The 16,976-nt window shown below is 43.4% G+C and carries 18 protein-coding genes; all 18 read right to left on the reverse strand.

Going from position 1 to position 16,976, the window contains the following annotated elements; translation table 11 throughout:
• Positions 1–11: 11 nt before the first annotated feature.
• Complete coding sequence (locus M2444_RS04580; RefSeq protein WP_280786403.1) at positions 12–800, reverse strand: FliA/WhiG family RNA polymerase sigma factor; 789 nt, start codon at positions 798–800, stop codon at positions 12–14.
• A 189-nt stretch (positions 801–989) separates the two neighbouring features.
• Positions 990–1,400 carry a hypothetical protein gene (locus M2444_RS04585; protein WP_256989777.1) on the reverse strand — a complete coding sequence of 137 codons (411 nt, stop codon included), beginning with the start codon at positions 1,398–1,400 and terminating at the stop codon, positions 990–992.
• Positions 1,401–1,402: 2 nt separating this feature from the next.
• Positions 1,403–1,900 (reverse strand): chemotaxis protein CheD, encoded by a 498-nt coding sequence (locus M2444_RS04590; protein WP_094869621.1) that lies wholly within the window; start codon positions 1,898–1,900, stop codon positions 1,403–1,405.
• Positions 1,893–2,486, reverse strand: a complete 594-nt coding sequence (locus tag M2444_RS04595; protein ID WP_371915738.1) for a chemotaxis protein CheC — start codon at positions 2,484–2,486, stop codon at positions 1,893–1,895. The genes M2444_RS04590 and M2444_RS04595 overlap by 8 nt, the downstream gene beginning before the upstream one ends.
• 36 nt (positions 2,487–2,522) lie before the next feature.
• Positions 2,523–2,984: a chemotaxis protein CheW gene (locus M2444_RS04600; protein ID WP_076285425.1), complete on the reverse strand. Its 462-nt coding sequence runs from the start codon at positions 2,982–2,984 to the stop codon at positions 2,523–2,525.
• Positions 2,985–3,011: 27 nt separating this feature from the next.
• Complete coding sequence (locus M2444_RS04605; RefSeq protein ID WP_094869620.1) at positions 3,012–5,084, reverse strand: chemotaxis protein CheA; 2,073 nt, start codon at positions 5,082–5,084, stop codon at positions 3,012–3,014.
• A gap of 34 nt (positions 5,085–5,118) precedes the next feature.
• Entirely contained in the window at positions 5,119–6,450 is a 1,332-nt protein-coding gene (locus M2444_RS04610) for a protein-glutamate methylesterase/protein-glutamine glutaminase (RefSeq protein WP_280786404.1), read from the reverse strand.
• Between the two features lie 33 nt (positions 6,451–6,483).
• Positions 6,484–7,365: a MinD/ParA family protein gene (locus M2444_RS04615; RefSeq protein WP_094869618.1), complete on the reverse strand. Its 882-nt coding sequence runs from the start codon at positions 7,363–7,365 to the stop codon at positions 6,484–6,486.
• Positions 7,362–8,723, reverse strand: a complete 1,362-nt coding sequence (gene flhF, locus M2444_RS04620) for a flagellar biosynthesis GTPase FlhF (RefSeq protein WP_280786405.1) — start codon at positions 8,721–8,723, stop codon at positions 7,362–7,364. The genes M2444_RS04615 and flhF overlap by 4 nt, the downstream gene beginning before the upstream one ends.
• Entirely contained in the window at positions 8,720–10,753 is a 2,034-nt protein-coding gene (gene flhA, locus M2444_RS04625; RefSeq protein ID WP_094869616.1) for a flagellar biosynthesis protein FlhA, read from the reverse strand. Before flhA ends, flhF begins: the two co-directional genes overlap by 4 nt.
• Before the next feature lie 17 nt (positions 10,754–10,770).
• Entirely contained in the window at positions 10,771–11,865 is a 1,095-nt protein-coding gene (gene flhB, locus M2444_RS04630; RefSeq protein ID WP_094875998.1) for a flagellar biosynthesis protein FlhB, read from the reverse strand.
• 22 nt (positions 11,866–11,887) lie between these two features.
• Positions 11,888–12,673 (reverse strand): flagellar biosynthetic protein FliR, encoded by a 786-nt coding sequence (gene fliR, locus M2444_RS04635; protein WP_042194135.1) that lies wholly within the window; start codon positions 12,671–12,673, stop codon positions 11,888–11,890.
• A 9-nt stretch (positions 12,674–12,682) separates the two neighbouring features.
• Positions 12,683–12,952 carry a flagellar biosynthesis protein FliQ gene (gene fliQ / locus M2444_RS04640; protein ID WP_036688516.1) on the reverse strand — a complete coding sequence of 90 codons (270 nt, stop codon included), beginning with the start codon at positions 12,950–12,952 and terminating at the stop codon, positions 12,683–12,685.
• A gap of 21 nt (positions 12,953–12,973) precedes the next feature.
• Positions 12,974–13,738, reverse strand: a complete 765-nt coding sequence (gene fliP / locus M2444_RS04645) for a flagellar type III secretion system pore protein FliP (RefSeq protein WP_042189441.1) — start codon at positions 13,736–13,738, stop codon at positions 12,974–12,976.
• Entirely contained in the window at positions 13,735–14,262 is a 528-nt protein-coding gene (locus M2444_RS04650) for a flagellar biosynthetic protein FliO (RefSeq protein WP_042128914.1), read from the reverse strand. The genes fliP and M2444_RS04650 overlap by 4 nt, the downstream gene beginning before the upstream one ends.
• A 9-nt stretch (positions 14,263–14,271) precedes the next feature.
• Positions 14,272–14,637, reverse strand: a complete 366-nt coding sequence (locus M2444_RS04655) for a response regulator (RefSeq protein ID WP_036688523.1) — start codon at positions 14,635–14,637, stop codon at positions 14,272–14,274.
• A 26-nt stretch (positions 14,638–14,663) separates the two neighbouring features.
• On the reverse strand, positions 14,664–15,965 hold the full coding sequence (gene fliY / locus M2444_RS04660; RefSeq protein WP_280786406.1) for a flagellar motor switch phosphatase FliY: 1,302 nt from the start codon (positions 15,963–15,965) through the stop codon (positions 14,664–14,666).
• Positions 15,955–16,953: a flagellar motor switch protein FliM gene (fliM, locus tag M2444_RS04665; RefSeq protein WP_042189444.1), complete on the reverse strand. Its 999-nt coding sequence runs from the start codon at positions 16,951–16,953 to the stop codon at positions 15,955–15,957. The genes fliY and fliM overlap by 11 nt, the downstream gene beginning before the upstream one ends.
• Between the last annotated feature and the right edge of the window lie 23 nt (positions 16,954–16,976).

Raw genomic sequence — 16,976 nt, forward strand, 5'->3', positions numbered from 1 at the left:
ACCGCTAACGGTTAATCGTTCTGCATAAGTAGATCGCGATTCTTCTCAAGCGTTCCCCTCAGCCGTAAAATAGCCTTGGAATGAAGCTGCGAAATCCGTGAAGGCGATAGTGACATGACCTCTGCGATTTCGCTCAATGATAAATCTTCATAATATAAAAGGGACACAACGGTCCGTTCTTTCACCGTTAATTTCTCAATACCTTTGGTGAGGGCTTCGCGTAAGTAGAATTCATTTACCTTGCTATCCGGATTCTTAGCTTTATCGTCCACCAGTATGGACATTCGGGTCTCTGATTCCTCTTCACGAATCGGGTCTTCCAGTGAACATAGTGACATTACAGCCACATCCTGCAACATATTTTGAAATTCTATTACACTAATATTCAGGTATAGACTCATTTCCTCATCACTAACGGATCTCAAATACTTCTGTTCCAACTGCTGATAAGCATCCTCGATTTTTTTAGCTTTTTCCCGCACAGATCTAGGGACCCAATCACTTTGGCGTAAGGAATCTAAAATCGCACCACGTACGCGCCAGGAAGCATAGGTCTGAAACTGCAATCCCCGTTTGTAGTCGAATTTTTCAATCGCATCAATTAATCCCATTACTCCATTACTGGCTAGATCATCTTTAGATACATTTTTGGGCAACCCCACAGCCAACCGGCTGGATACGTAATCAACAATATGGAGATAACTCTCTATCAGCTTCTTTTTGGCTTCAGGGTCACTGTGTTCTTTCCACTGTTCCCATAGCTCATCAGTTTCCAATTGAGAAGCTTTACGCTCGTTCAATAGCTTTCACCCTTCCCAAAGTTTAGTCAGAGAGCTTGTCGCGGCGAAACCTGCCTAGTCACAAGCATAAACGCCCTCGGCATCCTTATGAGGAAGTTAGCGTTTATGCGAGAAATATAAGGATAATGTATAAAGTGAAACTTATACTTTCTTATATTTTAAGATAACCGATTCCGCCACAGCGCTCGCTTATTCTTCTTTCAGGTGACGAACGGCCTTGGCCAATTCTTCAGGATCTTTCATAGAGACTAGTTTTGGGGGTGTAAGAGGCTTGAACCCCTCACTGTTCCCACTCCCTTGTCCTGGCTTCGGTTTCAGTAGATTAATTAACTCTTCATCCTCATTAGGGGTACTGATGTCTAGCTTTGCACCAAGTTCTTCTCCCTCAACATCCTGTTCATCCGGAGGCGATGATTGATACACGATAAAACCCAATACCCATCTTAGGAGGAAAGCAAGCAGAAACCAAGTGATAAATCCTAATAGGCTTCGTAATAAACTAGTACCGAGGACATTATTACTGTAGGTTACAAAAAATGTGAATACAAAACCTATCAAACCAAACAGCAAGTTTATAAAAATATTTCCTATCATCTTCATATTTATATTTCCTTAGCGCCTTTTTGCACACTGCGGATGAACAATACACCAGTGTTGCAGGCAATTTCTATCGTACGGCCATAATTACCGCCCGTGTCTTCCGCAATTAACGGAATTTTCAAATGCTCAAGAGCAAGTTTACAAGATTCAACATTACGAGGCCCGATCCTCATGGTGTCGCTCCCCCCGGCAAAGGCAAACATTTGTGATCCTCCTGCCATCTTGGCTACGATCCGACTCCGGACCGCACCAAGCTCCAGCAAACGGGATAAGAGCTCCGGCACTGCAGTATCTGCAAACTTAGCGATGTTTAATTGCCCTTCCCTAGCAATCTCAGAAGTAGGGAGCATCACATGCGCCATTCCCGCGAGTTTTTTTCCAGGGTCAAACAATGTCAATCCCACGCAGGAGCCAAGACCGGTTGTACGAATCAAACTATCCTGGCTTCCAACGTTAAGATCTGCCATCCCTACTTTAATGATGCTTTGTTCTTCAATCATTTTCAAACGGAACTCCTAGCGATTTGAAGATTTTCGGGAATGATTCCGGATCGGGTATAAGGAAAAATTGTCCTTCAATTTCATTTTTCCCCTCAAAAAAGGTAGTATCGATCAACAATGCATCATCACCCATTTGCCCAAATTGCAGCAAACCGTAGCTTAGGATGGCTCCAGCCATATCCATGGCAAGTGCAGGAACTGTTGGATACATAGAAAGTGAAGTAAAGTCTGCAAGAGAAGATAGATACGATCCTGCTAATATATTTCCAATTTCACTCAGCGCGGAAAGCTCCATTTCTCCGAGTTCTTGGTCACTCAAAATCTCGATGCCTGCAATGCGACTGAGTAAGTTCAAAGCGGCTTCCGGAGAAAGAATAAAAAACAGGTTACCCGGAGCTTCTCCCTCCACACGTAAGAAAACTGCATATACTAGTTCTTCAGCTCCACCAACTTTGTCCGTAATCTCTTCAAAGTTGAGAAGCTGTACCTTGGGAACAGCCATATCAATCGGCTTATTCAAGAGCTGTGATAATGCGGTGGCTGCATTCCCAGCTCCAATATTCCCGACTTCCTTAAGCACATCCATTTTAAAATCCTTATAGTGCTTAAATAATTCCACAGGTTAGCCCTCTAGGCTTTCTAATTGAACGATTTCGCCTTTGTTAAGCACTTCTGACAGATTAAGCATGATCAGCAAGCGCTCTTCACCTATCTTGGCCACCCCATCTAAATACTTCGCTTTGATGCCGCCAACAACATCTGGAGGTGTATCGATAGAATCTCTGTTCAAATCTATTACATCATTTGCTGAATCAACAATGAAACCTACTTCCATTTCATTAACAGATACGATAATTACACGAGACTGGTCTGTCTGCTCCGCCTCTTCGATCCCAAAGCGACCACGAAGGTCAATCACAGGGATAACAACACCACGTAAATTAATTACACCCTTGATAAAAGAATACGTTTTAGGTACACGAGTTATTGGCATCATGCGCTCAATAGTTTGTACCTTCTCAACTTCGATACCGTATTCCTCTGAGCCTAATTTGAACACTATCACTTTAATATCTTCAGCCATGGAATGAACCTCCCTGTTCTATCCTAGTTATTTAATAAAAGCGTTCGGATCAATAATAAGTGCTACTTGACCATCTCCAAGTATCGTTGCGCCAGATATCCCTTGAATTTCAGGTAAATATTTACCTAGGTTCTTGATAACGATCTCGTTCTGACCAATAAAATCCTGTACCGCCAAGGCCACAAGACGTTCTCCCTTACGTACAACTACGATCTCTGTCTCTTCTTCAGTACTCTCATCATAATCAGGCACCGAAAATAGTCGACTAAGAGATACTAGTGGAATATGAGAATTCCGGAACTCTAACATTTTGTTGCCATGAATCGTACGGATTTGAGTGTTCTTCACGATTCCAGTTTCCACAATAGAGGATAATGGAATGGCGTACTTCTCAGAGCCCAACCGAATAAGCATGGCCGCAATAATGGATAGCGTAAGTGGCAGCTGTACTGAGAAATTTGTTCCTTTACCTGGTGAAGAATAAATGGTTACATTCCCACCCAGGGAAGAAATCTTAGCTTTAACAACATCCAGTCCTACGCCACGGCCTGAGACATCAGAAATAACTTCTGCCGTGCTGAAACCTGGTGCAAATAGTAGTTGATAAGCTTCATCATCCGTCATATTTGCTGCCTGTTCTTGCGTAATCACGCCTTTTTTCACAGCAGACTTCAATACCTTCTCTGGGTAAATCCCTGTTCCATCTTCTTCAATTTCAATGAAGACATGATTTCCGCTGTGGAAAGCACGTAAATGAACTGTCCCAGTCTCTGGTTTACCAGCAGCAATACGATCAGCAATGGATTCAATACCGTGATCAACCGCATTACGCAATAAATGCACAAGTGGATCACCAATTTCATCGATTACCGTCCGGTCTAGCTCTGTTTCGGCACCCGTTACAATTAGATCTACTTTCTTATCCAGCGACTTAGCTAGATCACGAACCATACGTGGGAACCGGTTAAATACGGTATCTACTGGAACCATCCGAAGCTTCATCACAATATTCTGGAGATCTCCGCTTACTCTGCCCATATGCTCGACGGTTTCCGTAAGATCGCCATTCTGAACCTCTGAAGCCAGCTGCTCTAAACGAACTCTGTCAATCAGAAGTTCACTAAATAGATTCATTAGTACGTCTAACCGTTCGATATCTACGCGAATCGTACGTGAAGGCGCCCCTCCTGTTTTGGCTGCTCCCGGCTTATTACCCTCATCTTTGGTAGGCAATGGTTTAGATGCTACTGGAGCAGCAGGAGCTGTTTCCTCTACAGTGGCTGTTGCGGCAACCTCTGACACGGCTGCTGCCGATTCTTGACCAAGCATTTTCAAGGATTCTTGATCTAGTGCTACTGCTGTTACTTTATCAATTTCAGACAAATTCATAATCATTGCCTGAATCTGATCAGCGGTTTTTTGGGTTATGTAATAGAGTGAGAAGCTTTGGTCAAATTTCTCTTGTTCTATATCTTGAACGGATGGGAAGGATTTAACTACTTCACCCGAACGTTCGAGCAGATCAAACACCATGTATGCACGTACAGCCTTAAGTTGACAATCCTTTCGGATCGTTACGTCCACATACAATGCATGATGCCCTTCCTGAATCGATTGTTCCAGAACAGAAAATTGGAACTCATCTAAATGAATCGGAGTTTCAGCTGCTTGTGCAGCAGGCGTATTAGCAGCAGAGGCTGCTCCGCCTTCAACCGGAATCTCACCCCGGACGATAGCCTGTAAGGATGAGACAATGGCTGATACATCTGCTTTACCTTCGCCGCCTCTAGTAATATCCTCAACCATAGACTCTAAGGCATCCAAACTTTTGAATAACGTATCAAAAATAAAATCCTGCATGCGCAGCTTGTTATTACGTACAAGATCTAACACATTCTCCATTTGGTGTGTAAGTGAAGCTAAATCTTCAAAGCCCATAGTCGCTGCCATACCTTTTAAGGTGTGCGCAGAGCGGAATATTACCTGTACGATACTAAGATCCTCAGGATTCGCTTCCAGCCCCATCATGCTCTCGTTCAATGACTGCAGATGATCATTCGACTCATCAATAAACATGGATAAATATTGGTTCATGTCCATAGTAGAGCTCCTCCCCTTCGAGTTCGCTTTTCCGTTATTTAACGGCTTGCACTAGCCTTGAAGCAATTTCTTGCAAAGGCAGTACATATTTGACGCACTGCAATTCCACCGCAGATCGCGGCATCCCGTAAACGACGCAGGTCTCTTCACTTTCAGCAAATGTTGAGGTAACCCCTGAGTCATAGAGAGATTTCATCATCCTAGCACCATCACTACCCATCCCTGTCATCAACAACACGTGCCGATCCAGAGATGTGAGTGGAAGCAATGATTCGAATAAAACATCCACTGAAGGTCGGTGGCCATTTCGCGCCTCCTCCTTCGTGAGTACAACTGCATATTGCCCTTTAGATGTTGGGGTAACTTGTAAATGATAGCCTCCAGGCGCAATGTAGGCTGCTCCTTTTCGTAATATCATCCCCTGCTCTGCTTCTAACACTTCTAGCGGACTGAATGTATTCAGACGCTGGGCTAGTGATTTCGTAAAGTTAGGCGGCATATGCTGCACAATGACAATAGGAGCCGGAAAATCCGCTGGAATTTTCTCCAGGAGTACCTTCAGCGCACGAGGTCCGCCTGTAGAACAACCGACAGCAACTAATTTGTGCAAATTCTTGCTACCAACCATTCGATCCGGAGAAAGTCCCGGAGGATCAGAAGATACCTCCACTAAAGACTCTATCACCGGTTTGGGCGGAATGGATTTATTCTCTACTTTAGTCTTTGGTTTAGACTTTTCGATTAACGGTGTTTTAGCAGAGATGATTGGTTTGGTTGCTTTTTTAGGGATAATACTATCTACTGGCTGTTTCCCCCGAGGTTTTCTCATTCCTTCATCTTTGAGAGAAGATTTGAGTGCTGCCTTGGATTTTTCCGGTAACAATCTCGGTGCAGTCGGCAGTAATGGCTCTAAAGGCGTGATGTCAGGCATCCTAAAAGCAGATGCTCGCGCTTCACGTTGCTCTCGAGCCAGCATAGCTTCTTTCATTTGCTCTCTTAGAGATTCCCCTACGACCGTTATATCCTGGGAATTTGATATCGAAGGTTTACGAATGAAATCAAAAGCGCCCCATTCCAGTGCAAGAATGGTTTCCTTCATGCCCTCTTCATTGATGCCTGATAGCATAATCACTGGCAGCGGATCTGACGCCATTATTATTTTCAGCGCTTCCAGGCCGTTCATCTCCGGCATTTCCACATCCATAGTAACTAGATCCGGCCGAAGTTTGTTTATTTTCTCGATAGCCTCGCGACCATTTGTGGCTGTTGCCGTCACCTGAAAGTCAGCGTCATTTTCAATTAAATCGGAAATGATCTTGCGCATAAATGCAGAATCATCAACAACCAAAACTTTATATGGCTTCATATCATTTCCACCTCTGTTCCAGATTCAGAACAATTATTTACTTCGCTTCAACCATTTATGGATAAAGCCTTTAATGCCTTGAACTTTTGTATCTTTTTTACCATCTATGGTCAAATAACTTAGGGCTAGCCGATGTATATCTTTTGCAGCAACACTGTTTGGAAAAGCCAATGAAAATGGCGTCTGCCTTTTGACAGCCTGCACTACATGGGCATCTGAGCTTATATGACCAAGATAGGAAACATCTAATTGTAAAAAACGACTGGCTGCCATACGGATCTTATCACTTGTCACTGATGCTTCTCTCTCATCACCCGCTTGATTCACGATCAGTTTAAAAGAAATCTCCGGATACGTCCGATTCACAACCTTCATTAATGCGTAAGCGTCTGTAATAGCAGTTGGCTCTGGTGTTGTAACTACTAGGCAATCGTCCGCAGAGGTTATAAACTTCATCGTTTCCTTAGATAATCCAGCACCTGTATCAAACAAAATATAATCCATGCTGTCCCCAATAAGGGCTATCTGAGCTGTAAAATAATTAAGGTCCGATTCCGAAAGAGAAAACAACTCATCCATGCCCGATCCACCTGCTATAAAAGGAAGCCCGTTCGGTCCTAACTGAATAATCTGCTCAATATCCGCTTCTCTTTTTAACAGATGATATAGGTTATACTTCGCCGACACGCCCATTAACACGTCTATGTTAGCCATGCCAATATCTGCATCAAACAGCAATACCCTCTTTCCCATTGCTTTTAAAGTTAAAGCGAAATTAAGTGTAAAATTCGATTTCCCTACGCCACCTTTACCACTACAGACAGTAATGATACGGGCGGATGTTTCCCCTTTTTCAGCTAGTTTAGGCTCCTGACTGGATACAAGCTGTCTCAAGGATTGTGCCTGATCCATCATGATTCACCTGTTCCAAGAAGCATCTCACTAAGTTGTTCTTTGGAAGCCATCAATAAATCGTCAGGTACATTTTGACCATTGGTCATATAAGATAATGTGAGAGGGAAATCATTCAGGACGTTAAAGAGTGGTCCATAACTTCCCGTCTCATCTAGCTTGGTAAAAATAACTTTATCCAGCTTGTACCTGCCGAAGTGCTCTGCAATCAATTTCATATCACGGCTTTTCGAAGTTAAGCTGAGCACAAGATAGGTCTCACTTCTTAATTCCTTCGCTAACAAGCTTTGAAGTTCTGCTACCAGCATATCATTACGATAATTCCGTCCAGCTGTATCCATAATTACAAGATCACAACTCTCCAATCGAAAAAGTGCTCTTTGTAAATCTCCGGGAGATTGTACAACCTCTAGCGGAACATTCAGGATAGCTGCGTATGTACGCAACTGCTCCACAGCTGAAATCCGATACGTATCAGAGGTGATAAAACCAACCTTGCGTCCGTTTTTGAATAGCTGTTCAGCCGCAAGCTTGGCTATGGTAGTAGTTTTCCCTACTCCTGTGGGCCCTGCAATATATACGATTTGGGTATCATGTGCAATTCCATCAGCGATTCGCCCTGACAGGAATCCATCGAGCTGTTCTTTTAAGGACTCCTGAAATTTCTCAGGGCCCCAAGTACGCCCTTCTTCCGCCCAACGTTCGGAGATATTACTGATCCACTCTTCAACAAGTACAGTGTCCATCTCCTGCTCAATCAAAAGATCTCTAAGCTGCTGGAGACTATCGGGTAATTCTCTTGCCCCTGAAGACTGCCTCGCGATTCGTTCCATCCAAAGCTTCATATCTCTAATTTCACGAAGAACATCATTCTCGAGCGCCGAGGCAACCTCTGGCGTTTGATCTAACCCTAAAGATTCATATAAGGCTGATACTGAGGTAGCTTCATCTGAATTGGATTCAAGCGATTTCTGATCAGGCTCTGGATGTTTGGCTATCGATTCTTTCACATCAATAGCTTCCGACAAGGCAGCGGCGATTTCTGCAAAGGACCGAGGCTCTTCCGGCTTTTCCAATATGACAGTAGAAGCAGATGATGAAGATGCAGCTTTTTGATAGGCTTGCGGGACAGCGCTGCGCGGGATGTTCATCGCAGGCTTCACAGGCTTTTCAGGAGCACTCTCCTTTTGAGCTTTTTCTACAGCCGCTACAACCTCTATTTTTTTCTTTTTAAACAATCCTAAAAATCCGCCAATCTTGATTTCTTTCGTACTTAAAATTACAGCCTCGCTTCCAAGCTCACTGCGAATGGAATGCATGGCGTCAGGCATCGTATCCACCACATAACGCTTCACTCTCATAAATTCACCACTCCGACGCTTTGTATTTCAATGTTAGGCTCTAGTTCGCTATAAGACAGTACAGGAATATCCTGCATGGTCCGTTCAATCACCTGCCGCAAATACATACGAATGGTTGGTGATGTTAGTACAATGGGCTGTTGTCCTGACTGCAGCAGTCGGTTGATCTGTTCACTTAGCCGCTGATAGATCGTTTGAGTCGATGCTGGATCCAATGCCAGATAACTGCCCTGTTCAGATTGCTGCACACTCTCAGAAATTTTCTTCTCTAGGTTAGGTCCCACCGTAATAACTTTCAGAGTCTCTCCAACTTGCGAGAATTGCTGAGTAATCTGTCTGGACAAGGATTGACGGACATATTCGGTAAGAATATCAGGATCCTTGGTGTACGTCCCGTAATCCGCCAACGTCTCAAAGATAGTAACCAAATCCCTGATGGATATTTTCTCGCGCAGCAACTTGGCAAGTACCTTTTGAACATCCCCAACCGCTAATACCGAAGGAATAAGATCATCAACAAGCACAGGATAATTGTCTCTTAGGTTATCCACCAACATCTTAGTTTCTTGTCGTCCTAACAACTCATGTCCATACCGCTTAATCAGCTCCGTCAAATGTGTTGCAACAACGGATGGTGGATCTACTACGGTATAGCCGGACAATTCAGCCCGCTCTTTAACCGATTCGTCAATCCATAACGCAGGAAGCCCAAAGGATGGTTCAATGGTCTCAATACCGTTTATAGATTCATCATCATAGCCTGGACTCATGGCTAAGTAGTGATTAAGTAATAATTCACCGCCGCCGACAGTATTTCCTTTAATTTTTATGACATATTCATTCGGTTTTAGTTGAATATTGTCGCGAATGCGAATAACAGGCACTACAAGACCCATTTCAAGGGCACATTGCCGTCGAATCATGATGATACGATCTAGTAAATCTCCACCCTGACCTGTATCTGCCAAAGGTATAAGACCGTAGCCGAACTCGAATTCAATAGGATCTACAGAGAGTAAATTAATTACACTTTCCGGACTTCGTACCTCTTCAATCTGTTTTTCTTCAACAAGCTGCTCTTCGGCAATCTGTTTTCGATTTAAATTTTGTCCCATACTATAGGCTGCAAAAGCCAGCAAAGCAGCTAGCGGGAGCGTAGTAATCATATGTATAGGTGTAAATAGACCTAGAAAAGCAACAGTAACTGCAACAATATATAACAACTTTGGATAGGACAGTAACTGACCTGTTAATTCTTCTGCCAGATTACCTTCCGATGAAGCTCTAGTAACGATAAGACCTGCTGCAGTCGAAATGAGCAAAGCAGGAATCTGGCTGACTAGACCGTCCCCGATCGTCAATACGGAATAAGTAGATAACGCAGTAGAGAAGTCCATTCCGTGCACAACCATACCGATAATAAATCCACCAATAAGATTGATCAACAGAATAATGATACTCGCAATCGCGTCTCCTTTAACGAATTTACTCGCACCATCCATGGCTCCGAAAAAATCCGCTTCCCGCTCAACATTGCGGCGACGCTCACGTGCCTGTGTTTCGTTAATCATGCCTGCGTTAAGATCGGCATCAATACTCATCTGCTTGCCGGGCATTGCATCCAGGGTAAATCTCGCCCCTACCTCAGCTACACGCTCTGAACCTTTAGTAATAACAATAAACTGAACGACTACCAAAATCAGAAACACGATAAATCCAACGGCAATTTGTCCGCCGGCGATCCAGCTACCGAAAGTAGATACCACGGAACCGGCATCTGCATAAGTCAGGATCAATTTCGTTGTCGAAATATTTAGTGAAAGACGAAACAATGTCGTAACAAGCAATAATGAAGGGAAAATTGAAAATTCGAGTGCATTCTTCGTGTTCATAGCCACTAATATGATAATTAATGCTATAGAGATATTAATAACTAGCAAAACGTCCAAAAGCCAGGACGGGATAGGCAGAATCATCATAAGCACGATACCGATGATGCCTAGCAAAACTGTTAAATCTTTAGCTTTCAATGTCCTAACCCCCCGCCTTATTTCCTCTTACCTTTAAGTTTATATACATATGCCAGCACTTCAGCTACAGCCTGAAACAGATCATTTGGAACGACATCTCCAATTTCTGCTCTTTGGAATAATGCCCGTGCCAGCGGTTTGTTTTCCATAGTCACGACGCCATGCTCTTTAGCCAGCTCCCGAATACGAAGTGCTACATAATCCTGCCCTTTTGCAATAATCTGTGGCGCCTCCATTTTGGAGCCATCATATTTTAGCGCAACAGCAAAGTGAGTTGGATTCGTAATAATTACATCCGCGTTAGGAACTTCCTGCATCATACGCTGCATGGCCATTCTGCGTTGGCGTTCCCTGATCTTACCTTTAATTAGAGGGTCACCCTCCATTTTCTTGTATTCATCCTTAATATCCTGCTTAGACATTTTCAGGCTTTTTTCGTGCTCGTACTTCTGATACATAAAATCTAGAATAGCCATAATTAGCAGGGCTACCCCGATTTTCAGTCCAAGACTCATCGTCAGCTTGGCCGCAAACTTAAAAATCCCCTCCGCACTGATATGCGACAGGGATGCAAAGTTCTTCTTTTCTCCCCATAAAGTGCTATATACCAGATAAGAAATAATTAGAAGCTTAAATATTGATTTCAGGAATTCTACAAACGAACGCATAGAGAAAATATTTTTGAATCCTTTTATCGGATTAATCTTACTGAATTTAGGAGTAATCCCCTCTCCTGTAGCCATAAAGCCCACCTGCGCCAAGTTGGAAACAAGTGCCATAACAAACGTAATTCCAAGTAATGGGGCTAGCAAAATCAAGATTTGCAAGCCATACTGATTAAATAGCAGCGTTATATTCTCAGGTGTAACATCCAGCATCATTCGATTCTGAAAAACGTCCGTGTATAGCTTCATAAAACGCTCTTTCATAAAACCACCAAACATCATCAAGCTAACTACCGCAGCTAGTAATACAACTGCACCAGACAGCTCAGCACTTTTGGCTACTTGGCCTTTTTTACGAGCATCCTGCCGTTTCTTCGGGGTTGCTTTTTCCGTCTTTTCACCGGCGAAGAGTTGAAGATCTAGTCTATAACGCTTCGTCTTAGGCATAATACTCTCCCCTTACGGTCACCTACGGCTTCTTCCCCATGAGACCCAGTAAATTCTCCATGGATTCGAACATGATTTCGAAGAGATTCTGAAACAACACAGCCAGACCTGGCATCAGCACTAAAAGAAGTGCAATGCCTATGATGATTTTTAGCGGAACCCCTATAACGAATACATTATATTGCGGAGCCGTTCTCGCCAAAAAGGCAAGACCAACATCGGTCAGAAACAGTGCAGTCACTAATGGAGCCGACATCTGAAAAGCTAATACAAACGACTGCGCAAATGTTCGGACCAGAAACTCTGACAAACTACCATCAACCATGCGTAGAAATAAATCATTATTCATAGGAATCCATTTATAGCTGTACACAATGGCATCTAGTAAATGGTGATGTCCATTCATGCTCAAAAACATTAGCAGGGCTATCATATATTTGAAATTACCGAGAATAGGTGCTGACGTTCCTGTCATAGGATCTATGACGTTGGCAATACCGAAACCAATCTGAATATCAATGAAAGAACCTGCTGTCTGTATCGCCATAAACATCAAATATCCAATGAAACCTAGCAATAAACCTATTAATACTTCTCTCATAATCAGCAAAATATAACTAAAATCCTGCGGAATCGTAATCCCTGTTCCATTAGCACTAAAGACTACCAATGCTACAAAAAAAGATATGCCTATCTTAAAAGTTGTCGGTACCCCTTGAGAAGAAAATACAGGAACGACAACAAAAAAGGCTGTAATTCGACAAAAAATAAGCAAAAAGACGGGTAAACTTTGCAATAAGGTATCCATGTTCATTGGTTAACCAATATACATATAGAGATTTCCTAGAATTTGGCTAGTAAAGTCAATTAGCTTCGTGATGATCCACGGTCCAAATAGCAATAAAGCCAGCAGTACTGCGACGATTTTTGGAACAAACGCTAGCGTCTGTTCCTGAATCTGTGTCGTAGCTTGAAAGATACTGATTATTAGCCCTACCACCAGACCAAGAATCAGCATGGGAGCGCTGACTTCCAGCACTAAATATACGGCTTGGCTTGCTAGACCGATAATAAACTCCGTACTCAATCCTCATGCCTCCTCTTAAGGTCAGGTGTTAAAACTAAGAAGTAGTGATTTAATGACTAAGTACCAGCCGTCTACCAGTACAAAGAGCATAATTTTAAAAGGTAATGAAATCATGACCGGGGGAAGCATCATCATTCCCATGGCCATCAGCGTACTCGCCACAACAATATCAATAATCAGAAATGGAATGAAAATTAAGAAGCCCATTGTAAAAGCTTTTTTCAATTCTCCAATTGCGAAAGCTGGCACCATCACCGTCAGTGGAATATCACTGTATGTAGCCGGTTTAGCCGATCCCGTATAACCGGTGTATTTCATAAATAACAAAAGGTCTTTGGAATTGGTCTGTTTAAACATAAACTCTTTCATCGGATCAGCAGCTTTATCAAAAGCCTCAGTCTGGGTAATCGTCCCCTTCATATACGGCTGTAATGCCGTTTCATTTACTTGCGCCAAAGTTGGCGACATAATAAATAGGGTCAGAAATAGAGCAAGCCCTACCAGCACCTGATTGGGAGGCATGGCCTGAGTACCAAGTGAGGTTCTAACAAAACCGAGCACGATTACAATTCTAGTAAAACTGGTCATAAGAACTAGAAACGCCGGAGCAATACTCAGAACCGTAACGAGAAGAAGAATGGATATGGAACTGGTACCACCGCTTGAACCATCTTCATTACCGACCTGAATATTAACATTAGGTATAGGATCAGCATGTATCGGCCGCATCATGACTATACTAATGAACCCGAACAGCAGAATAGCAAGAATTAGCTTCTTTTTCATAAATTCCTCGACTCATCCTTAGTAGCATCATCCCGGAACAGCTCTTCCATTTTCTCTTTACGCTCTGGTGCAGAACGAAGCTTGGATTGCAGTGTCTCGTAAAAAGATGATGTTTCACTAAGCTCGATTTCTTCTGATGGAACCTCCCCACGCAGCTTAACCTTAACCTTGGCAATAAGCGGTGCGAGAAAATTATTCTGGTTGGAGGACTGATCCTCAAATGCTGCAATGATCAAAGCCACCTCATCTGGATCAGTGACTTTATCCAAGATGGATATGTTCTCACCAATCCCGATTAAGTAAAGGCTGCTTCCCAGTTCAATAACCTGCATCGACTTGTTAGGTCCCAGCCCTACAGCACCAAGCGTCCGAATGGAGCGCCCGCTCATAAAGGTCTGATTACGACGTCCAAGAAAACGGATCAGCAGCACAATAAGTACAATGATTACCGCAAGGACAATAATAACGTTAAGCAAATTCAGCAGGGTGTTATTGCTACCGAGCGGTTCTGAATTGACGGGCATGTCTTTTTCCTACACACCCAACGTCTTGTTGATAGCTTCGATAACGCGGTCTGCCTGGAAAGGCTTCACAATAAAGTCCTTCGCTCCCGCTTGAATAGCATCGATTACCATAGCCTGCTGGCCCATGGCTGAACACATGATGACCTTAGCAGCCGGATCTACTTTCTTGATTTCTTTCAGGGCGGCGATTCCGTCCATCTCAGGCATAGTAATATCCATCGTGATGAGGTCCGGACGCAGTTCCTTGAATTTTTCTATCGCTTGAGAACCGTCCTGAGCTTCGCCCACTACTTCAAATCCGTTTTTCGACAAAATGTCACGGATCATCATTCTCATAAATGCTGCATCGTCCACGATTAGAATTCGGTTAGCCATTTTTACAAAATCCTCCCTAAGTATGCTTATTGTAATTTCTGAATTCGGTCCCACTGGCTGACGATATCCGTAACGCGTACGCCGAAGTTTTCGTCGATAACTACGACTTCACCTTTGGCAATAAGCTTGTTGTTAACCAAAATATCTACAGGCTCACCGGCGAGCTTGTCCAGCTCAATGATCGAGCCTTGAGACATTTCTAAAATATCTTTAATCTGCTTCTGGGTCCTTCCTAATTCTACGGTTACTCTAAGCGGTATGTCCATCAATAAATTTAAATTGTTTTCATCAATATGACCAAAAGCTCCACCGTTAAGGTTAGCAAATTGTACAGGCTGTACATTTACATTGCGATTCGCTTCAGGACTAAGCGGTGGTATCTGCCCATAAGGCATGCCTTGAGGCGGCATTCCGTAGGGTGGCATCCCTGGCATGCCATACGCCGGCATTCCTGCTGGAGGATAATAATATCCGCCTTCTGGCATTCCTGGATAACCAGGCATCCCCTGCGGCGGGTATGGCGGAGGGGTTTCTCCTGTGGGCTGTGAAGGCGCCTGTTGCACTGGAGGAGCTACAGGAGGCGTCTCTTGAGCTGGCTTAGCAGGAGTCTCTGTCGACGTAACTGCAGCCTCCTGCGCTGCAGGGCTTACATCACCCAGAAGCATCGTCACCATATCCTTAGCAAACTGGACAGGCAAGAGCTGCATAATAGTAGAATCTATTAAATCTCCTATCTTAAGTCGGAACGAAATCCGAATTAAGGTTTCGTCATTGGGTAAGCTGCCAACACCTTCACCGCTGGACATGTTCAGAATGTCGATACCCGGAGGCGAAATATTAACAAATCGATTGAAGATAGTAGACATTGATGTGGCAGAAGAACCCATCATTTGGTTCATAGCTTCCTGCACAGCACTAATGTGGATTTCATTCAATTCTTCATCTTTAGGTTCGCCTTCTCCACCAAGCATTAAATCTGCGATAACCTGTGCATCCCTAATTTTAATAACAAGTGAGTTAATACCCTGAAATCCATCAACATATTCCACGTGTACAGCTACATGCGGCTTAGGAAAGGCCACTTCAAACTCCCCTCGTGTAATGATGGAAACTTGAGGGGTTGTAATATCAACCTTTTTCCCCAGTAATGTGGAAAGAGCTGTAGCTGCACTGCCAAACGTTATATTACCGATTTCACCCAAAGCATCCTGTTCAAACGGTGTTAAATAGTCATTTACCGTTTTCTCTGAAGGAGCCAATGAGCCTTCCGCAGATTGTCTCAGAAGGGCGTCGATTTCTTCTTGGGATAAATAATCTTTACTCGTCAAATTCTTCAACTCCTTCACTGACAATCTCGTCTATTTGCACGGCTACCCGGTCCTTCACCATTCCAGGACTTCCGATGAACTTAAGCTTCTCCCCTACCTTAATCGAGAGTCCAGAATCTACATTCCTGTTTAGTGAGATCACGTCACCGACGCTAAGCCCAAGAAACTCAGATATAGATAAGCTCGATTCTCCCAGTTCAGCGACAATCGGCAGTTTCGCCTTATGAACTCTAGCCTTAATGGCTTCAAGTTCATCTGCATCCCGCGTCTTCTTCTCTGTTACAAACCATTGGTGAACAGATAGTCTAGACATTATTGGTTCCAGAACGACGTGCGGTATGCAAAGATTAATCATACCTGTTGTATCTCCAATTTTGGTGCTTAACGAGATTAATGCAATGGTCTCATTGGGCGATACAATTTGCATGAACTGTGGGTTCGTTTCGAGCGCTTCCATGCGCGGATGGATATCCAGCACAGTCTTCCAAGCTTCCTGCAAGCTCTCAAAACATCTGCTGAAGATACGCTCCATAATCGTTGTTTCGATTTCAGTTAAAGCATTAATCTTAGATGGTGCAGTCCCAAAACCGCCCAGCAATCTGTCCAGCATAGCGAAAGCGATGTTTGGATGAACTTCCATTACCATTCGACCTTCTAAAGGTTCGGCTTCAAAAATGTTCAGTATTGTCATTTTCGGAATGGAACGAATGAATTCATCATAAGGGAGCTGCTCTACTTGAACGACATTAATCTGCACAAAGGTGCGTAATTGGGCTGAAAAGTACGTTGTAAGATAGCGTGCGAAATTGTCATGAATCCTTGTAAGACTACGGATATGATCTTTAGAAAATCGAACGGCCCGTTTAAAGTCATACGATCGGATCTTCTTCTGAGTTTCTTCCTTTTTAAGCTCATCGGCATCCATCTCACCTGAAGAAAGTGCAGCAAGTAGAGCATCTATTTCGTTTTGTGATAGTACATCAACCAATTCAATCACCCCCCTATCAAAGA

This window comes from Paenibacillus sp. PastF-3 (genome assembly GCF_029893135.1).
Lineage (GTDB): Bacteria > Bacillota > Bacilli > Paenibacillales > Paenibacillaceae > Paenibacillus_AQ > Paenibacillus_AQ nitricinens.

What these genes read in the sequence shown, in the direction of transcription:
- fliR (WP_042194135.1), bottom strand. Translation starts at nt 12,673, where the DNA reads ATGGATACCTTATTGCAAAGTTTACCCGTCTTTTTGCTTATTTTTTGT.
- fliP (WP_042189441.1), bottom strand. Translation starts at nt 13,738, where the DNA reads ATGAAAAAGAAGCTAATTCTTGCTATTCTGCTGTTCGGGTTCATTAGT.
- M2444_RS04610 (WP_280786404.1), bottom strand. Translation starts at nt 6,450, where the DNA reads ATGAAGCCATATAAAGTTTTGGTTGTTGATGATTCTGCATTTATGCGC.
- M2444_RS04590 (WP_094869621.1), bottom strand. Translation starts at nt 1,900, where the DNA reads ATGATTGAAGAACAAAGCATCATTAAAGTAGGGATGGCAGATCTTAAC.
- M2444_RS04615 (WP_094869618.1), bottom strand. Translation starts at nt 7,365, where the DNA reads ATGATGGATCAGGCACAATCCTTGAGACAGCTTGTATCCAGTCAGGAG.
- flhB (WP_094875998.1), bottom strand. Translation starts at nt 11,865, where the DNA reads ATGCCTAAGACGAAGCGTTATAGACTAGATCTTCAACTCTTCGCCGGT.
- M2444_RS04655 (WP_036688523.1), bottom strand. Translation starts at nt 14,637, where the DNA reads ATGGCTAACCGAATTCTAATCGTGGACGATGCAGCATTTATGAGAATG.
- M2444_RS04605 (WP_094869620.1), bottom strand. Translation starts at nt 5,084, where the DNA reads ATGGACATGAACCAATATTTATCCATGTTTATTGATGAGTCGAATGAT.
- M2444_RS04600 (WP_076285425.1), bottom strand. Translation starts at nt 2,984, where the DNA reads ATGGCTGAAGATATTAAAGTGATAGTGTTCAAATTAGGCTCAGAGGAA.
- M2444_RS04650 (WP_042128914.1), bottom strand. Translation starts at nt 14,262, where the DNA reads ATGCCCGTCAATTCAGAACCGCTCGGTAGCAATAACACCCTGCTGAAT.
- M2444_RS04585 (WP_256989777.1), bottom strand. Translation starts at nt 1,400, where the DNA reads ATGAAGATGATAGGAAATATTTTTATAAACTTGCTGTTTGGTTTGATA.
- M2444_RS04595 (WP_371915738.1), bottom strand. Translation starts at nt 2,486, where the DNA reads ATGGATGTGCTTAAGGAAGTCGGGAATATTGGAGCTGGGAATGCAGCC.
- flhF (WP_280786405.1), bottom strand. Translation starts at nt 8,723, where the DNA reads ATGAGAGTGAAGCGTTATGTGGTGGATACGATGCCTGACGCCATGCAT.